Origin of the sequence: Haemophilus sputorum HK 2154 (assembly GCF_000287615.1) — a bacterium.
GTDB lineage: Bacteria > Pseudomonadota > Gammaproteobacteria > Enterobacterales > Pasteurellaceae > Haemophilus_A > Haemophilus_A sputorum.
The window spans coordinates 1-19,188 of the sequence record NZ_ALJP01000006.1; the positions used below are offsets into that span (position 1 = coordinate 1).

Below are 19,188 nucleotides of genomic sequence, written 5' to 3' on the forward strand. Positions count from 1 at the left end.
AAGGTTTTGAGGCTTGTTTTTGGTTTTGAGAAGAAGAATAGATAAGATAATGAGATGAATCATGACCGGATATTCCGGCGACCATAGTGCAGTAGTTCTACCTGACTCCATACCGAACTCAGAAGTAAAATGCTGTAATGCCGATGGTAGTGTGGGGGTTCCCCATGTGAGAGTAGGGCATCGCCGGATTGAATAGAGAAAGGACCCCGTTACTGAGTGTGACGGGGTTTTTGTTTTTCAGCTATGCTATAGCTAATAAAAGATATTTTTATCAGAAATAAAATAAAAGCAGATAAATGAAATTTATCTGCTTTTTTGCATTTCAAAGAATTATTTATTTGGTGCTTGTGCTAACAATTTAGTTAATAACATCCAGTAAATAGAAACCGCTGGAATATGCACTTTCTCATCTGGTGAGTGAGCATTGCGAATAGTCGGCCCAATAGAAACTAGATCCATGTTTGGATAAACTTTTTTAATTAAGCCACATTCTAATCCCGCATGAATCACTTTAATTTGAGTCTCATAACCAAGTACTTCGTCATAAATGGCTTTAGTTAATGGCACAATTTGTGATGTAGTGTCTGGTTCCCAGCCAGGATAGTTACCAGAAAACTCTGCTTGTGCACCAGTTAGTGCTGCCAGTGAGCGGATTTTATTTCTAATTGCTTCTTTTCCACTTTCTACTAATGAACGAGAAAGAATAGTTACGAAAAGAGATTCATCTTTAATCCCTACAATTCCTACACTTAACGAGGTTTCTACGACATCTTTTACAATATCGCTTTGACGAATAACGCCATTAGGAAGTAAATTGACTAAGTGAATGATTTTTTGGCTATCACTTGTAGTAAATGAGGTTTCGCTTGGTATATTTTTCTCAATAAGTAATTGGTATTGTGGCTCAGCTAATCTTAATTCTGTTTGAATTGTGTCACTAACGCGTTGAATACAAGCGGTTAGATTTTCCTGATCTTTTGCAAAAAAGTTAATCGTTGCTTGCGCTTCCCTTGGAATAGCATTACGCACTGAGCCTCCATGAATGTCCGTAATAGAAAATGCAATTCCTTCAATTTCAGCAAGCTGGCGAGCTAATAATTTAATAGCATTTGCACGGTTAGTGTGAATATCACAGCCAGAGTGCCCACCTCTTAACCCTTTAAGAGTCAGTGTTAATGCTGTATCAAATGGATTTTTTTCACGAGTTAGCGGTAAATTCAAGTTCACATTTTCGCCACCAGCACAGCCGATATAGATTTCTCCATTATCTTCGGTATCGGTGTTAATCATAATATTAGCGCTTAACCAATTTGGGCGGAGCCCTAATACACCCTCCATGCCGACTTCTTCAGTCATCGTTAACAGCACTTCTAATTCTGGATGTGCAATGTCAGTGGAAGATAGCACAGCCATGCAAGATGCCAAGCCGATACCATTATCTGCGCCTAGTGTGGTTCCTTTAGCTTTAACCCATTCGCCATCAATATATGGTTGAATAGGATCTTTAGTAAAATCATGCGGTGTATTGGCATTTGCTTGTGGCACCATATCTAAGTGCGCTTGTAATGCGATAGTTTGACGATTTTCCATTCCAGGTGTTGCAGGTTTACGGATAAGCAGATTGCCAGCTTCATCGCGTTCAGCAAAGAAATGTTGTGATTTTGCCCAATTAAGTAAATATTCGGCTAAAGCATCTTCGTGGTAGGAAGGATGGGGAATCGTACAAATTTTATCGAACCATTGCCATAAGGCTGTTGGGGAGAGTGTTGAAATTTCAGACATAGTAACCTCTAACGTTGTTAATATGTCTGAAATCATATCATATTGTGGGAAGAGCTTTAATTGAATTCTAATTCTACGGCATTTTCGCCAAGTAGTCCTTTAAGTTCAGTTAACATTTCTTCTTTTGGGGTAACTCGCCATTCGACTCCTCCACGTAATAGTACGCGTCCAGCTGGGCTTTGATAATAAAAATTAAGCGGGAGTGTACCAGCTTTATAAGGCGTAATAATCGTATTTAATGATTTAATAAAGCCATCCGATAGCTGCTCGGCTTGAATCGCTAATGCAAGGCTTTTGGCATGTCTTGCACGACTTTCATCTAAGGTTGAAAGTTCTCTAACAGACATTTTTAAGCCTCCACTAAAATCATCAAATTGAATAGAGCCAGTGGCGATAACAATCTGATCTTTTTGCAAAAGTGCACCATAGGTTTCTAATGCTTCAGAAAAGAGTGTGATATCCAATTTACCCGAACGGTCTTCAATGGTTCCAATACCTAAACGGCTTCCTCGCTTGGTGGTGGCAATTCGTGCATTGACGATAATACCCGCTACAGTTACCATCTGCCCACGTCGTGTAGGTTGTAACTCATTTAAGCGGATAGGTGCATAGTGAGACAACTCTTTTAGGAATCGTCCAATAGGATGACCACTTAAATATAATCCGAGCGTATTGCGTTCACCTTCTAAAATCACTTGTTCTGACAGCTTAGGTGTATTGGCATATGCATCTTGCACTTCTTCTGGCGTTTCCGTAAGCACCCCAAACATATCGCTTTGACCTAATGCTTCCATTTTGCTGTGTTGATCGGAAGCTTTTAGCGCATCTTCAAGATTTTTTAATAAGGCAGCTCGGTGTGGGCCTAATTTATCAAAGGCACCAGACATAATCAGTGCTTCAAAAGTTCGGCGGTTAATCTTTTTCAGATCAACGCGTGCAGTCAAATCGAAAAGATCTTTGAAAATGCCATCTTGACGAGCTTCAAGTAAGGCTTCGATTGGGCCTTCTCCTACGCCTTTAATTGCGCCTAATCCGTAAACAATTTCACCTTTTTCATTTACACTAAAGCGATGTTTTCCAGTATTCACATCTGGTGGCACAATGGTCAATCCCATATTCATGCATTCATCATAAAGGCTCACAATCTTATCGGTGTTATCCATCTCAGATGTCATCACTGCAGCCATAAATTCTGCAGGATAATGGGCTTTCAGCCATAGAGTTTGATAAGAAACCAATGCATAAGCAGCAGAGTGAGATTTATTGAACCCATAACCTGCGAATTTTTCTACAAGGTCAAAGATTTTCATGGCTAGATTGCCATCAATCCCTTTGTTAATTGCACCTTTTTCAAAAATTTCTCGCTGAGCCGCCATCTCTTCTGGTTTTTTCTTACCCATAGCTCGGCGTAATAAATCTGCTCCACCCAGCGTGTAACCAGCAAGCTCTTGCGCAATTTGCATCACTTGCTCTTGGTAAACAATCACGCCGTAAGTCGGTTCAAGAATTGGCTTTAAGCATTCATGTTGATATTGCGCATCAGGGTAGGAAACTTCTTCAATACCGTGTTTACGGTCGATAAAGTTCTGCACCATGCCAGACTCAAGCGGGCCTGGGCGGAATAAGGCTACTAACGCGATAATATCTTCAAAGCAGTCCGGTTTAAGGCGAGAAATTAAGTCTTTCATACCGCGCGACTCTAGCTGGAAAACCGCAGTCGTTTTGGCCTCTAATAAGAGTTTAAAAGATTTTTCATCATCTAGTGGAATGCTTTCGATTCGCACAAGTGGTTTACCTTCGCGTGCTAATCGCGCGTTAATCATCTCTAGAGCCCACTTGATGATAGTTAGCGTACGCAATCCTAAGAAGTCAAATTTCACTAGGCCAGCATATTCCACATCATTTTTATCAAAATGTGTGACGGGATGCATACCTTCAGAATCACAATAAAGCGGTGAAAAATCTGTAATCGCAGTTGGTGCGATAACCACGCCGCCAGCATGTTTACCAGCGTTACGGGTAACCCCTTCTAGCTTACGAGCCATGTCGATGAGATCTTTAACTTCTTCATCCGCCTCATATAATTCGCCTAACTTAGGTTCTGCTTCAAACGCTTTACTAAGGGTCATGCCGGGATCAGGCGGAATTAGTTTTGAGATGCGATCAACAAAGCTATAAGGATGACCAAAGACTCGCCCTACATCGCGGATAACTGCTTTTGCAGCCATTGTGCCAAATGTAATGATTTGTGATACTGCCTGACGGCCGTAAGTATCAGCAACGTGTTCAATCACCTGATCTCGACCATCCATACAGAAGTCGACGTCAAAGTCTGGCATGGATACCCGTTCTGGGTTGAGAAAACGCTCAAAGAGTAAATCAAACTCAAGCGGATCTAAATCAGTAATTTTAAGGGCGTAAGCGACTAAAGAACCTGCGCCAGAGCCTCGTCCTGGGCCAACAGGAATCCCATTATCTTTTGACCACTGAATAAATTCCATCACGATCAAGAAATAGCCAGGGAAACCCATTTGGTTAATTACATCAAGCTCAACTTGCAAACGTTCGTCATAAACAGACCGCTTGTCTGCACGTTCTTTGGGATCAGGAAATAAGAATTCCAAGCGTTCTTCTAAACCTTCTTTCGATTTTTTCACAAGAAAATCTGCGGTAGAGAGTTCGCCTGTTGGAAAATTGGGTAAGAAATACTCGCCTAAGCGTACGTTTACATTACAACGTTTTGCAATTTGTACGCTATTTTCAACCGCCTGTGGTAAGTCGGCAAACAGTGCGCACATTTCTTCTTCGCTTCTAAAATATTGTTGAGCAGAGTATTTTTTAGGGCGTCTTGGATCGTCTAGTGTGTAGCTATCATGAATGGCTACACGAATTTCGTGCGCATCAAAGTCATCCTCTTTTAAGAACATGACATCATTGACTGCAACTAGCGGAATTTGGTGCTTTTGGGAAAAGGGAACAACCGCTTGAATATAGCGTTCTTCATCCGTTCTGCCTGTTCGACAAACAGAAAAATAATAGTGATGAGGAAAATGAGTTTGATAGAAGGCTAATAACTCTTCCGCTTCAGCCTCATTTTCTTTTAGTAAGCTTTTGCCTACATCGCCATTTCTGCCGCCAGAAAGAACGATGATTCCTTCGTTTCGTTCAGCAAGCCAAGCTTTTTCCACAATAGGAAATTCCATATAGCCTTGCTGATAGGCTTGTGAAAGCAATAGTGTGATATTGTGGTAGCCAGTATCGTTTTTGGCTAATAAGGTCAACTCAAAAATTTCTTCACTGTCTGGATTAGCACGCATATAAATATCGGCCCCGATAATCGGTTTTAATCCGCTGCTCAGTGATTCACCATAAAATTTCACTAAACCGCAGAAGTTAGTAAAATCCGTGAGTGCCATAGCCACCATTTGTTGGTTAACAGCAGTTTTTACTAAGGGCTTAACTTTGGCAAGTCCATTGATCATGGAGAAATCACTATGAACTTGAAGATGAACGAAACGAGGAGTTGACATATTTTCTTATTTAAAAAAGACCACGAAAGCAGGGCTTTCGTGGTTTGTGGGTTAATCACGTTTTTTTGCTAGTAGCCACCAAACAATGGTTAAGCAGATTAAACTTGGTATGAGCGCACCGATAAAGGTTGGAATCCAGGTAAAGACTAACGTCATATTCCCGAACGTAATGTTCGATACGTAGAATACAAAACCCGCGATAATACCGATAAATAGCTTGGTTCCCATTGCACTACTGCGTAGTGGACCGAATACGAAGGAAATGGCTAACAACATCATCACTGCCATTGAAATTGGCTGGTAAAGCTTGCGCCAGAACGCAATTTCAAAGCGTTTTGGATCTTGTCCGGTTTCTTTTAAGAAACCAACGTAATCCGATAAACCTGAAATAGAAAGCGATTCAGGTTTAAGTGAAACAATACCTAATTTGCTTGGCGTAATAGTCGTTTGCCAAGCTTGGTCTGCACCTTTAGTTTGTTCAATTTGATTATCACTAATCGCCGATTTTTCTACGTTTTGTAGTTGCCAATGATTGTCTGCATAGATTGCGCGTTCCGCTTGGGTAACCGCTTTTAGCGCTTTGTTATCAAAATGGTAAATCGAGATGTGATTTAATTCTCTTTCATTATTGATATGGCGAATATAAATAAAATCTTGCCCATCTTTAGCCCAAAATCCTCCTGTTGTGGCTAACATTGAGCCACCACTTTGTGCGATTGAACGCATATTTCGCGCATATTGTTCGGTTTGTGGAATGCCCCATTCACTTAAAAACATGGTTAAGAAAATAAGCGGAAGGGCGGTTTTCATTACTGCTAGGCCAATACGAAAGCGAGAAAAGCCTGATGCTTGCATTACCACTAATTCACTACGGCTAGCAAGGTTACCTAAACCTAGTAAACCACCAATTAGCACAACAACGGGAATAATTTCTTTAATATCGCTAGGTAACATTAACAGCGCATAATAAGTTGCAGAAAGTCCATCATAACTGCCTTTGCCGACATCTTTGAATTCTTCTACTAATTTAACGATAAAAATTAAACCGCTAATTGCTAATAGCACAGCAAAAATACTGCCTAAAATACTTTTGCCGATGTAGCGCTCAAGAATATTCATACCTAATAATTTCATTATGCCCCCGTCTTTTTCAAGCTAAAGCGATAACGAACCGCTGAAATGAATTTACTGTCCCACGCATTCATGATGATGCCTAATACTAAAAAGAATGTTGAAACCAAAGGCATCCAAATTGTGGTGTCTAATTTACCTGATGCGCCTGCTGATTTCAGCGAGCTTTGTAGCAAGAAATAAATAAGATAGAGCAACACTGCTGGAATAATTTTAGCAAAGCGACCTTGGCGTGGATTTACACTACTCATTGGTACGGCTAACATTGCCATTAACGGCACGGCTAGTACTAAAGCAAAACGCCATTGTAATTCAGCTTGTGCTTCTGGAGAGTTATCGTTAATTAGGCTACTAAAGGTTGCTCGTTGCATCAACTTCTCACTAGAATTTACATCTTGATAACCTAAATAGGCGGTGTACTTTTCAAAATGTGCAATGCGGAAATCTGCTGTTGTGGCTGTCCCTTCGTAACGAGTACTGTTTTTTAGCGTTAAAAGTTGGTCACCGTTAGATAAGCCTTGTAGCTCGCCTTTGCTTGCCACTACAACAGATGGACGATTTTTCTTTTGTTGATCCGGCTGGAAAACATAAATGTCGTTAAGGGTATTTGCCTCATTATTGATGCTTTCAATAAATAGCACATACCCCCCTGCACTCATAAATTGGCCTGCAGATAAGGCAGAAAAACGGGGGTTAGATTTCGCTTCTGCTAACATTTTACTTTGGGTATCAATTGCCCATGGAGTCAGCGTAAAGACGTTATAGGCTGCCAATGCTGTCGTAAAAATAGATAAGAAGAGAGCGACTTTAGTCAGCAAAGTTTGCCCTACACCGCAAGCACGCATGACAGTAATTTCACTTTCAGCATAGAGTCTGCCTAAGGTCAGCAATAATGCAACAAACAAGGAAAGTGGAAGCATAAATTGTGATAATGCCGGCATACCTAAACCTAATAGGCTTAATACCAAATCCGTTGGGATTTTGCCGCTCACAGCGGAATTCAACACGCTAATCAGCTGTTGGCTAAAAAACATGAGTAAGAGAATAAACAAAATAGCCAGCTGGCTTTTGAAAATCTCTTTAGTAAGGTAACGGCTTAAAATCACAGTAATAATCTCTTTGCTATATTTTCTTAAATAGTGCTTGCAATTTTTTGGCAAGTCGGTAGCTTTATGACCGAATAAAATCTGTTAGGTTCGCTTTCTATGCCATTGGCAGAAAGCGACAAGCGGTCGGATTTTGCCAATTATTTGCAAAGTGGAAAATAACGTTTTTAAACGGCATATTTTACCGCTTTAAGCTGAAAAAATCACGGGAGTATTTATGGAATTTTTAGTAAAAAATGGCAGTGTTGAAAAACAACGAACAGCATGCTTAATTATTGGGGTGTATGAGTCCCGTCGTTTGTCTGCTGCAGCAGAACAATTAGATAAACAAAGTGAAGGTTATCTGAGTCAATTATTACGTAAAGGCGATTTAGATGGCAAAGTAGGGCAAACATTATTGTTACACTATGTGCCGCATGTTTCTGCTGATCGCGTATTGCTTGTAGGTTGTGGTAAAGAGCGAGATCTTACAGAGCGCCAATATAAACAAATCAACCAAAAAGCCATTTCGGTGTTAAATGAAACTGGCGCAACGGAAGCCGTTTCTTTTTTAAGTGAATTGCATGTAAAAGGTCGCTCAGTTTATTGGAATGTTCGTTTTGCGATTGAAGCGATTCAAGAAAGTCTTTACCGTTTTGTGGAGTTTAAAAGCGCTCAACCAGAACAACGCCGCCAATTACGCAAAATTGTTTTTAATGTAGAAAGCCGTAAAGCATTGGCTGAAGCTGAACAAGCATTGTTACATGGTAAAGCCATCGCAACAGGGGTAACTTTCGCGAAAAATGTCGCAAATTGTCCGCCAAATGTGTGTAACCCAGCTTATTTAGCAACCCTTGCCAAAAATTTAGCTGCAGATTATGAGACGATTGAAACACAAATTATTGATGAATCGGAAATGGCATCGCTTGGAATGGAAAGCTATTTAGCGGTTTCTCGCGGTTCGGCAAACCCTGCTTATTTATCGGTAATTAAATATCAAAATCACCCTAATCCAAATGCAAAACCGATTGTATTAGTGGGTAAGGGGTTAACATTTGACTCTGGCGGTATTTCAATTAAGCCATCTGAATCTATGGATGAAATGAAATATGATATGGGTGGTGCAGCATCTGTTTATGGCACAATGAAAGCGTTAGCGGAAATGAATTTACCGTTAAATGTAATTGGCGTGCTTGCTGGTTGTGAAAATATGCCGGATGGCAATGCTTATCGTCCAGGCGATATTCTTAAAACTATGAATGGTTTGACCGTAGAAGTATTAAATACAGATGCAGAAGGTCGTCTTGTATTGTGTGATACCTTAACTTATGTTGAGCGTTTTGAACCTGAAGCGGTGATTGATATTGCGACTTTAACTGGCGCTTGTATGATTGCATTAGGTACACATAACAGTGGTTTGATGTCAACACACCATCCGCTTGCGCATGAATTGTTAAATGCTGCTTCAGAATCTGATGATAAGGCATGGCAATTACCGTTAGGCGAAGAGTATCAGGCGCAATTAAAATCAAACTTTGCAGATTTAGCGAATATTGGCGGTCGATTAGGTGGGGCGATTACAGCAGGGCAATTCTTGTCTAACTTTACTCAAAAATACCACTGGGCGCATTTAGATATTGCGGGAACAGCATGGAAATCTGGCGCCGAAAAAGGTGCTACTGGCAGACCTGTACCATTGCTTACACAATATCTTATCAATAAATCCCATTCTGCATAGTTACTCATTTTAAGCCTTCTCATTGAGAAGGCTTTTGATTAGAAATTCTAATGATTAACCCTAAATTATATCCACTACCAAGCAACCCAAAATATGATGTAGATCACATTGTTTTAGTAAAGAAGTTGCTATGATCTTTTCAAACTAAATAAAACTGTAAATCAGGAGTTTATATGAAAGATGTTCGTGTTGAAGTGGATTTATTAGGCGAAAGAGAAGTTCCAAATGATGCCTATTGGGGGATTCATACCTTAAGAGCTATTGAGAACTTTAACATTTCCCGCAATACAATTTCAGATGTACCTGAATTTGTGCGTGGTATGGTTATGGTTAAAAAAGCCACTGCATTAGCTAATGGTGAATTAGGCGCAATTCCAGCTAAGATTGCAGATGCGATTGTCAAAGCATGTGATGAAATCTTAAAAAATGGCCGTTGTTTAGATCAGTTTCCATCAGATGTATATCAGGGTGGTGCCGGTACTTCAGTAAATATGAATACCAATGAAGTTGTAGCAAACTTAGCATTAGAGCTTTTAGGTTATCCGAAAGGCAGCTATGACATCATCAACCCAATGGATCATGTTAATGCGAGCCAATCTACCAATGATGCTTATCCAACAGGTTTCCGAATTGCCGTATATAACAGTATTTTAGGTTTGATTCAAAAAGTTCGCTATTTACAAAAAGGATTTGAAGCAAAAGCGACTGAATTTGCGGATGTATTGAAAATGGGACGCACCCAATTACAAGATGCGGTGCCAATGACTGTAGGCCAAGAATTCAAAGCCTTTGCCGTTTTATTAGAAGAAGAGGTTAGAAACCTTAAACGCACAGCGAAATTATTGCTAGAAGTGAATTTAGGGGCTACTGCAATTGGTACGGGTTTAAATACTCCACAAGGCTATCCGGAGTTAGCCGTTAAATATTTATCAGAAGTAACCAAGTTACCTTGCACACTTTCAGAAAACTTGATTGAAGCAACTTCAGACTGTGGTGCCTATGTGATGGTTCATGGTGCATTAAAACGTACCGCGGTGAAACTTTCTAAAGTTTGTAATGACTTACGCTTGCTTTCATCTGGCCCTCGTGCAGGCTTAAATGAAATCAACTTACCTGAGCTACAAGCTGGCTCTTCTATTATGCCGGCAAAAGTGAATCCGGTTGTGCCAGAAGTCGTAAACCAAGTTTGCTTTAAAGTTATCGGTAATGACACCACTGTTACCTTTGCGGCAGAAGCAGGGCAATTACAATTAAACGTAATGGAGCCCGTAATTGGTCAATCAATGTTTGAATCTATTTCTCTATTGACCAATGCATGTGTAAATTTACGCGATAAATGTATTGATGGTATTACGGTTAACCGTGAAATTTGTCAAAATTATGTCTTTAATTCTATCGGTATTGTCACTTATCTTAATCCATTTATTGGTCACCATAACGGGGATATTGTTGGTAAGATTTGTGCTCAAACAGGCAAAGGTGTACGTGAAGTTGTGCTAGAAAAAGGGTTACTCACAGAAGCTGAATTAGATGATATTCTCTCTGTAGAGAACTTAATGAATCCAACTTACAAAGCAAAATTAAATAAATAACTGCATAATAAAAGGGAGCTTAGCTCCCTTTTTTAATAATTTATTCAAAATCTTCATCAGAATAAAACTGTTCTTTTCCAGCTTTTATCTTTTTTAGTTTTTCTACACGCATTCTATTTTCGCTCATTAAACAATAATGCTCTCCTAATCCAGGATCAACAAGAGCACATTTACTATTTCGATAACGAATCCAAGTTTTTTGAAAGGTTTCTAGTCCTTTTAAATCATAGTTAACTTCATTTAAATCTGAGCTTTGTTTTATCTGTTTGGTGATTTCTTGATATAGCTGATTGATTTGTTTCTTGTATTGTTCTGAAGTGGAGTCTATGCAATAACTTACAACAGCATTATTGATGCTAGCTTCTGGATCTTCTTTTTTTAACTCTTTAATCGTTTTATCAAGACATTGTGAATAAGCATCTTTACTAAGATTAGGATTCTTTTCCGTTGAATAAAAAAGTTCTTCTCCTGCCTTTATCTTTTTTAGTTTCTCTATACGTTGTTCATTCTCATTCATTAAGCAAGAAAGATTTTGTAATCCTGAATTAAAAAGCGCACATTTATTATTTCGATACTGAATCCAAGTTTTTTGAGCAGTTTCTAATTGACTCAATTCATCAATGGCATCATTTGAATTTGTTGCTTTTTTAATTTTTTCGGTAATTTCTTTATATAACTTGTTAATTTTTTGTTTGTATATATATGAGGTGTATTCCATGCAATTAGCTACAATAGCATTATTGATGTTAGCTTCAGGATCTTCTTTAATAGTTTCATCAATACATTGTGAATAGATATCTTTTCCACTATTGAGATCGACAGATATATTCCCTTCATTAGCGAGTAAAGGCGAGCAAAGCCAGAGAATAGCTAATGTGGTAAGTTTTTTCATAGCGTCCTTCCTTAAATAAAAAAGATGCCCCTTAAAACCGAAATTTTAAGGGGCAGAGCTTTGCGAGAAATTCATCTCTTATTGTAACAACGTTTTTCATTTCGCAGTGCTATTACAATGAGGAAATTCTATCGTTTTATTTTTTTATCGTCAATCTACTTTTTTTGCAAAAAGTTGATAAAATTTAACTGCTTACTTCTACATAAGGAATAAATTTATGAAAAACACTTCTTTAAATTATGTACTTGGTCTAGACCTCGGTATCTCCTCTGTAGGTTGGGCTGTAGTTGAAATTGACGAAAAAGAGAATCCTCTGAGTTTAATTGATGTTGGTGTACGTACTTTCGAACGAGCAGAAACGCAAAAAGGTGAGAGCTTAGCACTTGCTCGCCGTTTAGCCCGCTCTGCTCGTCGATTAACTCAGCGTCGCGTTGCTCGTCTGAAAAAAGCAAAACGACTTCTAAAATCAGAAAATATCCTATTATCCACTGATGAATGTCTTCCTCATCAAGTTTGGCAACTACGTGTTGAAGGTTTAGAGCGCAAACTTGAACGCCAAGAATGGGCTGCAGTGTTATTACATTTAATTAAACACCGAGGCTATTTATCTCAGCGTAAAAATGAAAGTAAAAGCGAAAATAAAGAGCTAGGCGCGCTATTAAGCGGTGTAGCCAATAATCATAAATTACTGCAACAAACTACATATCGCACGCCTGCAGAACTTGCTGTAAAAAAATTTGAGGTCGAAGAAGGTCATATCCGTAATCAGCAAGGTTCATATACCCATACTTTTAGCCGATTAGACTTACTCTCCGAAATGGAGCTGCTTTTCTCTCGTCAACAACACTTCGGTAATCCATTCACTTCAGAAAAATTATTAGAAAATTTGACTGCACTTTTAATGTGGCAAAAACCTGCCTTATCTGGTGATGCTATCTTAAAAATGCTTGGTAAATGTACTTTTGAAAATGAGTACAAAGCAGCTAAACACACTTATTCCGCAGAACGTTTTATTTGGATAACGAAATTAAATAATTTACGTATTCAAGAAAATGGCTTAGAGCGTGCTTTAAATGATAATGAACGTTTAGCATTAATGAAACAACCTTATGAAAAAGCTAAATTAACTTATGCACAAGTTCGCTCAATCTTAAACTTATCTGATGAGGCAATCTTTAAAGGTCTCCGTTATTCTGGTGAAGATAAAAAGACCAGTGAAACCAAAACAGTACTGATGGAAATGAAAGCTTACCATCAAATCCGTTTAGCTTTAGAAAAAAATGATTTGAAAACAGAATGGGCTGAATTAAAGGTTAATTCATCATTGTTAGATGAAATTGGCACCGCATTTTCATTATATAAAACGGATGAAGACATCAGCACTTGCTTAGCTGGAAAACTCTCTCAGCCTGTATTAAATGCCTTATTGGAAAATCTTAATTTTGATAAATTTATTCAATTATCTCTTAAAGCTTTACATAAAATTCTACCATTAATGCAGCAAGGGCTACGTTATGATGAAGCTTGTGCTGAAATTTATGGCGATCATTATGGTAAAAAAACAGAAGAAAACCATCTATTATTGCCACAGATTCCAGCTGATGAAATCCGTAATCCTGTGGTTTTACGAACATTAACACAGGCTCGTAAAGTAATTAATGGAGTAGTGAGATTATATAGTTCGCCTGCTCGTATTCATATTGAAACAGGACGAGAAGTTGGCAAATCTTACCAAGATCGTCGTGAGCTAGAAAAACGTCAGGAAGAGAATCGTAAACAGCGTGAAAAAGCAATTAGTGAAATTAAAACATTATTCCCTAATTTTTCTGGTGAACCGAAGGCCAAAGACATTTTGAAAATGCGCTTATACTATCAGCAAAATGCGAAATGTTTATATTCTGGTAAACCTTTAGAATTACACCGTTTGTTAGAACAAGGTTATGTAGAAATAGATCACGCTTTACCGTTTTCCCGTACTTGGGATGATAGCTTTAATAATAAAGTGCTAGTGCTGGCTAATGAAAACCAAAACAAAGGCAATCTAACACCTTTTGAATGGCTTGATGGTAAAAATAACAGCGAACGTTGGAAAGCATTCAAAGCATTGGTTGAAACGAGTGCATTCCCTTATACGAAAAAACAACGCATCCTAAGCCAAAAGCTTGATGAGAAAGGGTTTATTGAGCGTAACCTAAACGATACTCGCTATGTTGCCCGTTTCTTGTGTAACTTTATTGCAGATAATATGCACTTAACTGGCGAAGGAAAACGTAAAGTATTTGCTTCCAATGGGCAAATTACAGCTTTACTTCGTGGCCGTTGGGGATTAGCAAAATCACGTGAAGATAATGATCGACATCATGCCTTAGATGCGGTTGTGGTGGCTTGCTCCACAGTCTCAATGCAACAAAAAATCACGCGTTTTGTTCGCTTTGAGGAAGGTAATGTATTTACAGGTGAGCGAATAGATCGTGAAACAGGTGAAATTATCCCATTACATTTCCCTGCGCCATGGAAATTTTTCAGAGAAGAAGTTGAAATCCGTATTTTTAGTGATAATCCAAAACTTGAGCTAGAAAATAGATTGATAGCTCGCCCACAAGCAAACCATGAATTTGTACAACCGCTATTTGTTTCTCGTATGCCAACACGCAAAATGACTGGCCAAGGACATATGGAAACCATTAAGTCAGCCAAACGTTTAAATGAAGGATTGAGCGTCATTAAAATGCTATTAACTAAATTGAGATTAAAAGATTTAGAATCAATGGTGAATCGTGAGCGTGAAAAAGAATTATATGAAGCGCTAAAAGCTCGTCTAGAGGCCTTTAATGATGAACCTGCTAAAGCGTTTGCTGAACCTTTCATGAAAAAAGGTGGGGCTATTGTTAAATCAGTGCGAGTAGAACAAGTACAAAAATCCGGCGTATTAGTCCGTGATGGTAATGGTGTGGCAGATAATGCTTCTATGGTAAGAGTAGATGTTTTCACTAAAGGTGGAAAATATTTTCTTGTGCCAATTTATACTTGGCAAGTAGCTAAGGGTATTTTGCCTAATAAAGCCGTTATTCAAGGAAAAAATGAAGAAGATTGGGAGGTAATGGATGATGCGACGTTTAGATTTTCATTACACCAAAATGATTTAGTAAAATTAGTCACTAAAAAGAAAACTATTTTTGGCTACTTTAATGGGCTTAATCGTGCCACAGGTAATATTGATATTAAAGAGCATGATTTAGAAAAGTCTAAAGTTAAAGATGGTATTCATCAAAGTATCGGTATTAAACTTGCTCTTTCTTTTGAAAAATATCAAGTAGATGAGCTTGGTAAAAATATTCGTTTATGTAAATCAAGTAAACGCCAAGCTGTTCGTTAATTGCTTGAAATCCCCATACGTATTATACGTATGGGGATTTTTTGTAAGGAGTCATGATGACATGGAGAAGTATTTTAATTAGTAAAGGGGGAAAACTCTCTTTACAACAGCAACAAATGCTTATTCAGCAAGAAGGGCATGAATTTACTGTACCACTTGAAGATATTGCCATTGTGGTTGTAGAAAGCCGAGAAACAGTTATTACTTTTCCATTGCTTTCTGCATTTGGTTTATATGGCATTACGTTATTAAGCTGCGATGAACAGTTTTTACCTTGTGGGCAATGGCTGCCTTTTAATCAATATTATCGTCAATTGAAAATATTAAAGCTGCAGCTAGAAGCAAGTTTGCCTCTCAAAAAACAGCTCTGGCAGAAGATTATTCAACAAAAAATCCGTAATCAAGCAAAAGTGTTATCACTTTGCAATTTCCAAGAAAAATCCGACCGCTTGCTTCAGTTAGCAAACCTTGTTAAATCAGGAGATAAAGATAACCTTGAAGCACAAAGCGCTGTTATTTATTTTCCTCAATTATTTGGTACAGGGTTTAAACGAAAAACAGAAGAGAGTGCTATTAATGCTCATCTTAATTATGCCTATACGATAGTGAGATCTGCAGTTGCTCGTAGTTTAGTGCTTTATGGTTGGTTACCTCAATTAGGGATTTTCCATCATAATGAATTAAATGCTTTTAATTTAGCAGATGATTTTATTGAGCCTTTTCGCCCGGTTGTTGATTTACTGGTGTGCGATTTTGTAATGAAAAAACAGTTGCCATCATCACTTAGTCCAACCTCAAAACAAAAATTAATTAAGATTTTGCATTATCAGCTGCTTTTTAAGCAAGAAGAAGTGAGCGTTTTAACCGCAATTGATAAAACAATCGCATCTTTTCAAGCTGCGTTAAGCCAGAAAAATGCAACTTTATTACAACTCCCAGAGATCTGCGAATTACAGGAGTATCAATATGAGTAAGGAGATATTTATGCGTATGATCGTATTATTTGATTTACCCGTAACTACTAAAGCTAAAATGCGGGCTGCAAACCAATTTCGCCAATTTCTATTAAAAGACGGTTATCAAATGTTACAACTTTCTATTTATACTCGGATTATTCGAGGTCGAGATGCGATGGAAAAACACCATAAAAGGTTAGTTACTCATTTGCCAGAAGAAGGTTCAATTCGTTGTTTGGCTATTACAGAGAAACAATTTGCGAATATGGAAATTTTAGTTGGTGAGCAAAAACTTCAAGAAAAAAAGGTCAATTCAGATCAATTATTGCTTTTCTAGCCTCATTTTTAAAAGCCTAAAAAAGCCCCGAAACCTTGCGGTATGGGGCTTTTAAATGTCCCAATTATAGCACTGCGAAATGAAAAAGGGAGCTACAACGAACAGCAGTATCAAATATTGCTAGTCCGCATTATAGCACTGCGAAATGAAAAAGGGAGCTACAACTTCAAGATTAATGATGTCTCTTTTGAATTTATTATAGCACTGCGAAATGAAAAAGGGAGCTACAACTTTATTTACCTTTTTAACTTCTTTTAAATTATTATAGCACTGCGAAATGAAAAAGGGAGCTACAACTGTAAAACGTATAATACAAGCTAGACCCGAATTATAGCACTGCGAAATGAAAAAGGGAGCTACAACTTCTGATTGATTGAATAAATGTTAGTCTTTATTATAGCACTGCGAAATGAAAAAGGGAGCTACAACTGATGATGAACTCTTAAAAAAGGTAAAAGAATTATAGCACTGCGAAATGAAAAAGGGAGCTACAACATGGTTAGTAAAGGGAATGAACCTAGCTGGATTATAGCACTGCGAAATGAAAAAGGGAGCTACAACAAATACGGTAAGTGTATCAGCAAGGGCTTTATTATAGCACTGCGAAATGAAAAAGGGAACTACAACCAAAAAGAACCACGTAGTATAAGGATAGCTATTATAGCACTGCGAAATGAAAAAGGGAGCTACAACCACTGGTGGCGAGTACTGTAATGCAACATCATTATAGCACTGCGAAATGAAAAAGGGAGCTACAACATGTCATAGGTCATCCTCAAGGTGCGATTAATTATAGCACTGCGAAATGAAAAAGGATTCCAATCAACACTTTATTGCAAACAAGCGGTCAAAATTGACCGCTTGTTATTTTTTATTATTTACTTGCTTTACAAGAAAGGAAATAGTAAGCAGCAAAACTGAGAATCGTACAAAGTGCCATGGCATAGAGCATTGGGCGTTCGCTTTGGATTTCAAAGCCAGAAAGCAAGAAGCCTGCGAGTGAGCCAATACCAAATCGAGCGGTGCCTGCAATAGCGTTAGCCGTGCCAGCCATTTCTGGATAGCGTTCTAAAATAGCGGCGGTAGCGTTGCTGCCAATGGTGGATATTGTGCCGACAAAAAATGGAATGCTGAGTGCCATTGCCCAGAAGCCAAGGTTAAAGGTGGCAACACAAGCTAAAAAGAGGCCGCTAATAAGCTGAATACCCAAGCCAATTCTTAGCATCTTTTCTGAACCAATTTTTGTTACGAATCGACCATTTATCGTAGTGAGTAGCAACATCACACAGATGTTTAAGCCAAAAAAGTAACCGAAGTTTTCTTGCGCAATGTTGTAAACACCGATATAAACAATCGAGCCTGAGGTTAAAAAGCAGAACATTCCCGCAAAGCTCAAGCCACCCACTAAAACATAACCAAGCGTGGCTTTATGCGAGATCAGTGCAACAAAATTTTTTAGCACTTGTTTAAGTTTCAGCGGCTGGCGTTTTTCTTTCGGTAAGGTTTCAGGGATTTTCCAGCCAACTAATAACATGGAGATAAGCCCCATTGCCATGAGTAGATAGAAAATAGCATGCCAGTGAAAATAGCGCGCCGTGTAGCCCCCTAAAATCGGGGCAATCAATGGGGCAAGCATCGAAATAATCATAATCACAGACATCATTTGCGCAAAGCGATTACGCTCGAATAGATCTCGAACTAAAGCACCTAGTACTACAGCAGGTGCTGCGCCACATAAGCCTTGAATGAGGCGAAGTAGATAAAAGCTTTCAATGCTCGCAACTTGAGTTAAGAAGAATGCCGCAATAGAAGCACCACATAATCCTAATAAAATAATGGGTTTACGCCCGAAGCTATCGGCAATTGGCCCCCAAAATAGTTGCCCGACCGCAAAGCCAATCGTAAAAATGGCTAATGTGGTTTGGACTTTTTCTTGAGAAACTGCAAGATCTTTTGCGATATCCAAAAAAGAGGGCAGATACATATCAATGGCAAGCGGTGGCAGCATTGCCATCATGCCAAGAATAATAAAAAAGCACGGATGCGGTTTATTGCTTGATTGTTTCATTAAAAACTCCCGATTTCTTCATCAGAAAGTCCGCGATATTCGCCCTCTTCCAAAGATTCATCTAATACAATATCACCAATGCGCCAACGATGTAGTGCTTCTACTTTATTGCCGAGTGCAGCAAACATGCGTTTGACTTGATGATAACGTCCTTCAGAAATAGTGAGATTCACATTGTAATCATCTAAAATTTCCATTTTGGCGGGTAAGCAAGGCTCTTTTTCGCCCCGTAATAAAATGCCTTCAGCAAGTTGTTGGGCATAAAATGCTTCTACTGGATCGGCTAATGTGACCAAATAAGTTTTTTCACAGTGATGTTTTGGGGAGGTAATACGGTGCGACCACTGCCCGTCATCAGTAAGTAAGACGAGTCCAGTTGTATCGACATCTAATCGGCCGGCCGTATGTAATTTGTTCATTAACGGGTAGTCGAAAAATTGGAAAACCGTTGGATATTCGCCGTCATCATGTGAGCAAACATAGCCTTGTGGTTTATAAAGCATAAAATATTGCCCACCTTCGAGCCATTCCAGTAATTCGCCTTCATAACGAATGGCATCTTCAGCAGAAACTTTCCGTGCGCCACTTTTTTCTATTTCTTCATTAACGCTAACGACACCACTTTTCAGTGCTTTCGCGGCTTGTGAGCGGGTGAGTCCGGTTTGTTCTGCAATAAATTTATCTAAACGCATCATTATCTC

The 19,188-nt window shown here is 38.7% G+C and carries 12 protein-coding genes, 1 rRNA gene and 1 CRISPR repeat array; of the genes, 6 read left to right on the forward strand and 7 right to left on the reverse strand.

The genetic code is table 11. From position 1 onward, the window contains the following. Window positions 1-73 precede the first annotated feature (73 nt). Window positions 74-189, forward strand: a 5S ribosomal RNA gene (gene rrf, locus HMPREF1128_RS01605). A gap of 141 nt (window positions 190-330) precedes the next feature. On the opposite strand, the gene HMPREF1128_RS01610 is transcribed toward rrf, so the two are convergent. Genes HMPREF1128_RS01610 through lptF form a run of 4 tightly spaced genes read right to left on the reverse strand, consistent with a single transcriptional unit; the run spans window position 331 to window position 7,549 of the window. Further along, complete coding sequence (locus HMPREF1128_RS01610) at window positions 331-1,782, reverse strand: aminoacyl-histidine dipeptidase (protein WP_007523616.1); 1,452 nt, start codon at window positions 1,780-1,782, stop codon at window positions 331-333. Window positions 1,783-1,838: 56 nt separating this feature from the next. Further along, the gene (gene dnaE, locus HMPREF1128_RS01615; RefSeq protein ID WP_010128183.1) at window positions 1,839-5,312 is read right to left on the reverse strand and encodes a DNA polymerase III subunit alpha; all 3,474 of its coding nucleotides are present in this window, start codon (window positions 5,310-5,312) and stop codon (window positions 1,839-1,841) included. A gap of 51 nt (window positions 5,313-5,363) precedes the next feature. Further along, on the reverse strand, window positions 5,364-6,446 hold the full coding sequence (lptG, locus tag HMPREF1128_RS01620; protein ID WP_007523640.1) for an LPS export ABC transporter permease LptG: 1,083 nt from the start codon (window positions 6,444-6,446) through the stop codon (window positions 5,364-5,366). Next, complete coding sequence (lptF, locus tag HMPREF1128_RS01625) at window positions 6,446-7,549, reverse strand: LPS export ABC transporter permease LptF (protein ID WP_007523630.1); 1,104 nt, start codon at window positions 7,547-7,549, stop codon at window positions 6,446-6,448. The genes lptG and lptF overlap by 1 nt, the downstream gene beginning before the upstream one ends. 217 nt (window positions 7,550-7,766) lie before the next feature. Here lptF and pepA point away from each other — a divergent pair, with 217 nt between their 5' ends. Both pepA and aspA read left to right on the forward strand, forming a co-directional pair. Then, window positions 7,767-9,266, forward strand: coding sequence for a leucyl aminopeptidase (gene pepA / locus HMPREF1128_RS01630; protein ID WP_007523638.1), 1,500 nt, complete (start codon window positions 7,767-7,769; stop codon window positions 9,264-9,266). Between the two features lie 173 nt (window positions 9,267-9,439). Beyond that, complete coding sequence (gene aspA, locus HMPREF1128_RS01635) at window positions 9,440-10,858, forward strand: aspartate ammonia-lyase (protein ID WP_007523636.1); 1,419 nt, start codon at window positions 9,440-9,442, stop codon at window positions 10,856-10,858. Window positions 10,859-10,898: 40 nt separating this feature from the next. Here aspA and HMPREF1128_RS01640 read toward each other — a convergent pair whose 3' ends face one another. Further along, window positions 10,899-11,750: a lysozyme inhibitor LprI family protein gene (locus HMPREF1128_RS01640; RefSeq protein WP_007523593.1), complete on the reverse strand. Its 852-nt coding sequence runs from the start codon at window positions 11,748-11,750 to the stop codon at window positions 10,899-10,901. Between the two features lie 217 nt (window positions 11,751-11,967). On the opposite strand from HMPREF1128_RS01640, the gene cas9 reads away from it, so the two are divergent. Genes cas9 through cas2 form a run of 3 tightly spaced genes read left to right on the forward strand, consistent with a single transcriptional unit; the run spans window position 11,968 to window position 16,419 of the window. Beyond that, complete coding sequence (cas9, locus tag HMPREF1128_RS01645) at window positions 11,968-15,126, forward strand: type II CRISPR RNA-guided endonuclease Cas9 (RefSeq protein WP_007523628.1); 3,159 nt, start codon at window positions 11,968-11,970, stop codon at window positions 15,124-15,126. Window positions 15,127-15,182: 56 nt separating this feature from the next. Further along, window positions 15,183-16,100 carry a type II CRISPR-associated endonuclease Cas1 gene (gene cas1, locus HMPREF1128_RS01650; protein WP_007523595.1) on the forward strand — a complete coding sequence of 306 codons (918 nt, stop codon included), beginning with the start codon at window positions 15,183-15,185 and terminating at the stop codon, window positions 16,098-16,100. Further along, window positions 16,093-16,419 carry a CRISPR-associated endonuclease Cas2 gene (gene cas2, locus HMPREF1128_RS01655; RefSeq protein WP_010128185.1) on the forward strand — a complete coding sequence of 109 codons (327 nt, stop codon included), beginning with the start codon at window positions 16,093-16,095 and terminating at the stop codon, window positions 16,417-16,419. The genes cas1 and cas2 overlap by 8 nt, the downstream gene beginning before the upstream one ends. A 63-nt stretch (window positions 16,420-16,482) precedes the next feature. Further along, window positions 16,483-17,178: direct repeats of the CRISPR family, unit length 36 nt; unit sequence ATTATAGCACTGCGAAATGAAAAAGGGAGCTACAAC. Window positions 17,179-17,293: 115 nt separating this feature from the next. On the opposite strand, the gene HMPREF1128_RS01660 is transcribed toward cas2, so the two are convergent. Then, window positions 17,294-18,487: a Bcr/CflA family multidrug efflux MFS transporter gene (locus tag HMPREF1128_RS01660; RefSeq protein WP_007523612.1), complete on the reverse strand. Its 1,194-nt coding sequence runs from the start codon at window positions 18,485-18,487 to the stop codon at window positions 17,294-17,296. After that, a complete protein-coding gene (gene rsuA, locus HMPREF1128_RS01665; protein ID WP_007523588.1) occupies window positions 18,487-19,179 on the reverse strand; it encodes a 16S rRNA pseudouridine(516) synthase RsuA in 693 nt (230 codons plus the stop codon). Before rsuA ends, HMPREF1128_RS01660 begins: the two co-directional genes overlap by 1 nt. Between the last annotated feature and the right edge of the window lie 9 nt (window positions 19,180-19,188).

Coding starts and splice junctions, on each gene's coding strand:
- HMPREF1128_RS01610 (WP_007523616.1), bottom strand. CDS start 1,782: ATGTCTGAAATTTCAACACTCTCCCCAACAGCCTTATGGCAATGGTTC.
- dnaE (WP_010128183.1), bottom strand. CDS start 5,312: ATGTCAACTCCTCGTTTCGTTCATCTTCAAGTTCATAGTGATTTCTCC.
- lptG (WP_007523640.1), bottom strand. CDS start 6,446: ATGAAATTATTAGGTATGAATATTCTTGAGCGCTACATCGGCAAAAGT.
- pepA (WP_007523638.1), top strand. CDS start 7,767: ATGGAATTTTTAGTAAAAAATGGCAGTGTTGAAAAACAACGAACAGCA.
- aspA (WP_007523636.1), top strand. CDS start 9,440: ATGAAAGATGTTCGTGTTGAAGTGGATTTATTAGGCGAAAGAGAAGTT.
- HMPREF1128_RS01640 (WP_007523593.1), bottom strand. CDS start 11,750: ATGAAAAAACTTACCACATTAGCTATTCTCTGGCTTTGCTCGCCTTTA.
- cas9 (WP_007523628.1), top strand. CDS start 11,968: ATGAAAAACACTTCTTTAAATTATGTACTTGGTCTAGACCTCGGTATC.
- cas1 (WP_007523595.1), top strand. CDS start 15,183: ATGACATGGAGAAGTATTTTAATTAGTAAAGGGGGAAAACTCTCTTTA.
- cas2 (WP_010128185.1), top strand. CDS start 16,093: ATGAGTAAGGAGATATTTATGCGTATGATCGTATTATTTGATTTACCC.
- HMPREF1128_RS01660 (WP_007523612.1), bottom strand. CDS start 18,487: ATGAAACAATCAAGCAATAAACCGCATCCGTGCTTTTTTATTATTCTT.
- rsuA (WP_007523588.1), bottom strand. CDS start 19,179: ATGCGTTTAGATAAATTTATTGCAGAACAAACCGGACTCACCCGCTCA.